Source organism: Pseudomonas sp. RL, from assembly GCF_000647775.1.
Lineage (GTDB): Bacteria > Pseudomonadota > Gammaproteobacteria > Pseudomonadales > Pseudomonadaceae > Serpens > Serpens flexibilis.
The window spans coordinates 1-3080 of sequence record NZ_JBOY01000086.1 but is presented as its reverse complement, the minus strand read 5'-3'; the positions used below and the strand labels follow the sequence as shown (position 1 = coordinate 3080).

Genomic DNA, 3080 nt, shown 5'->3' with positions numbered 1-3080 from the left:
CGCCCGCGCCGCCGAGCAGACCGCCAGCGCCAGCGCCGCCCAGGTGCGTGCCGCCCAGGCGGTCGAGCAGGAGGCCGAGCGCGAACTGGCCCGCCAGCGCCAGCTGCTGGAGGCGGACTACATCAGCCAGGCCGCCTTCGACCGCGCCGAGGCCCGCTACAAGGCCGCGCGCGCCGAAGCCGCCGCGGTGCGCGCCGCCGCCAGGCCTCGCGCACCCAGTCCGACTTCTATGTACTGCGCGCACCCTACGACGGCGTGGTCTCGGCCATTCCGGTCAGCCTCGGCGACATGGCCATGCCCGGCCGCCCGCTGCTGACGCTGTACGATCCCACCGCGCTGCGGGTCAGCGTGCAGGTGCCGCAGGCGGTCGCCGCCAGCGCACCGGCAGAGCTGTCGGCCCGCCTGGAACTGGCCGGCCTGGACACCCCGGTGACGCCGCGCCGCGTGCAGTGGCTGCCCAGCGTCGATCCGACCACCCATACCGTGGAACTGCGCCTGGAGCTGCCCGCCGAACTGCGCGTGCTGCCCGGCACCTTCGCCCGCGCGCGCCTGAACCTCACCGGGGAAAGCGACCGTCTGTACATCCCCCGCACAGCCGTGCTGCGCCGCGCCGAACTGACCGCCGTCTACGTGCTGGACGCCCAGCAGTGCCCGCGCCTGCGCCAGGTGCGCCTGGGCCCGCAGCAGGGCGCCCAGGTCGAAGTGCTCAGCGGCCTCGTCGCCGGCGAACGGGTGGCGCTCGATCCCCTCGCCGCCGGCCAACTGAAGTAAGGACATGGACATGACTCCCCGCATGGGCGTCTCCGGACGCATCGCCGCCTATTTCCAGACCGCGCAGATCACCCCGCTGCTGGCGCTGGTCGCCCTGCTCGCCGGGCTGTTCGCCGTACTGGTCACGCCGCGCGAGGAAGAACCGCAGATCAACGTCACCATGGCCAACGTGATCATCCCCTTCCCGGGCGCCAGCGTGCGCGACGTGGAGCAGATGGTCGCGGTGCCGGCCGAGCAGGTACTGGCGCAGATCGCCGACGTCGAACACGTGATGTCCGTGTCGCGTCCCGGCATGGCCATGGTCACCGTGCAGTTCGAGGTCGGCGTGCCGCGTACCGAGGCACTGGTGCGCCTGCACGACACCCTGCGCGCCAACACGGACTGGCTGCCCCGCGAACTGGGCGTCGGCGAACCGCTGATCAAGCCCAAGGGCATCGATGACGTGCCGATCGTCACCCTGACCCTGTACAGCCGCGATGCCGCCACCGGCGCGCTGGACCTGCAGCACGTCGCCCACAGCCTGGAAGCCGAACTCAAGCGCGTGCCCGGCACCCGCGAAGTGCGCAGCCACGGCGGCCCCGGCCGCGCGGTGCGCGTCGAGCTGGACCCGGCGCGCATGGCCGCGGCCGGGGTGACCGTGGGAGACCTGCGCATGGCGCTGCAGTCGGCCAACGCCGGCCTGCCGGTGGGCGAGCTGCTGGGCGGCAACCGCAGCCTGCAGCTGGAGGCCGGTGGCTTCCTGGAAAACGCCACCGAGGTGGGCGAGCTGCTGGTCGGCGTGCGCGACGGCAAGCCGGTGCAGCTCAAGGATGTGGCGCGCGTCGAGGACGGCGCCCTGCCGCCCAGCCAGTACGTCTGGCATGGCCTGCCGAGCAGCGCGCCCGGCGGCGCGGGCGAGTTCCCGGCGATCACCCTGAGCGTGACCAAGAAACCCGGCGAGAACGCCATCGACGTTTCTTCCGCCGTGCTGGCGCGGGTCGCCGAGCTGCGCAACAGCCTGATCCCGGACAGTGTCGAGCTGGCGGAAACCCGCAACTACGGCGCCACGGCCGACGAGAAGGCCCGCCAGCTGATCCAGAAGCTGCTGTTCGCCACCCTGTCGGTGGTGGTGCTGGTGTTCCTCGCCCTGGGCCGCCGCGAGGCGCTGATCGTCGGCAGCGCGGTGATCCTCACCCTGACCGTCACCCTGTTCGCTTCCTGGGCCTGGGGCTTCACCCTCAACCGGGTGTCGCTGTTTGCGCTGATCTTCTCCATCGGCATCCTGGTCGACGACGCCATCGTGGTGGTGGAGAACATCCACCGTCACCAGGCGCTGCACCCGGGCAAGACGCTGCGCGAGCTGATTCCCGGCGCGGTGGACGAAGTCGGGGGGCCGACCATCCTGGCCACCCTGACGGTGATCGCCGCGCTGCTGCCGATGGCCTTCGTCAGCGGCCTGATGGGCCCGTACATGAGCCCGATCCCGATCAACGCCAGCATGGGCATGCTGCTGTCGCTGGCCATCGCCTTCACCGTCACGCCCTGGCTGGCGCGCCTGTGGATGAAGCCCACAGCCGCCCACGCCCATGACGGCGGGCTGTCCGGCAAGCTGACGCCGTTCTTCGAAGGCATCTTCCGCCCGCTGCTGGATGAACGCCGCGGCCGGCGCAACCGCGCGCTGCTCGGCGCCGGCGTGGGCCTGCTGATCGCCATCTCCCTGGCGTTGCCCGCCGCCGGCCTGGTGGTGCTGAAGATGCTGCCGTTCGACAACAAGTCCGAGCTGCAGGTGGTGGTCGACATGCCGGCTGGCACGCCGCTGGAAGGCACCGCCGCCGTGCTGCGCGAGTTGGGCGCCTACCTGGCCGAACAGGCCGAGGTGCTGGACTACCAGGCCTACGCCGGCACCGCCGCGCCGATCAACTTCAACGGCCTGGTGCGTCAGTACGACCTGCGCAGCGGCGGCGAAGTCGGCGACATGCTGGTCAACCTGGTGGCCAAGGGCGACCGCGACGAGCAGAGCCACGCGATTGCCACGCGTCTGCGTCCGGACCTGCAGGCCATCGCCAAACGCCATGGCGCCAACCTCAAGGTGGTGGAAGTGCCGCCCGGCCCGCCGGTGCTGTCGCCCATCGTCGCGGAAATCTACGGCCCGGACGCCGAGGGTCGCCGCCAGGTGGCCGCAGAGGTGCGCGCGCTGTTCGAGCGCACCGACTACGTGGTGGACGTGGATGACACCGCGATCGCCGACGCGCCGCGCACCCTGCTGCTGGTCGACCGCCGCAAGGCCGCGCTGCTCGGCGTGGCGCAGCGCGACATCGTCGCCACCCTGC

The 3080-nt window shown here is 71.6% G+C and carries 2 protein-coding genes and 1 pseudogene; all 3 read left to right on the top strand.

Features of this window, described 5'->3' with window-relative positions; translation table 11 throughout:
- A pseudogene (locus AS93_RS21130) lies at positions 1-316 on the top strand (hypothetical protein); the annotation flags it as partial.
- Positions 256-771, top strand: coding sequence for an HlyD family efflux transporter periplasmic adaptor subunit (locus tag AS93_RS19965; RefSeq protein WP_081798307.1), 516 nt, complete (start codon positions 256-258; stop codon positions 769-771). The pseudogene AS93_RS21130 and the gene AS93_RS19965, both read left to right, overlap by 61 nt.
- Before the next feature lie 4 nt (positions 772-775).
- Positions 776-3080 (top strand): efflux RND transporter permease subunit (locus tag AS93_RS0113655; protein ID WP_218185751.1); only part of this gene is annotated, 2305 nt, incomplete at its 3' end.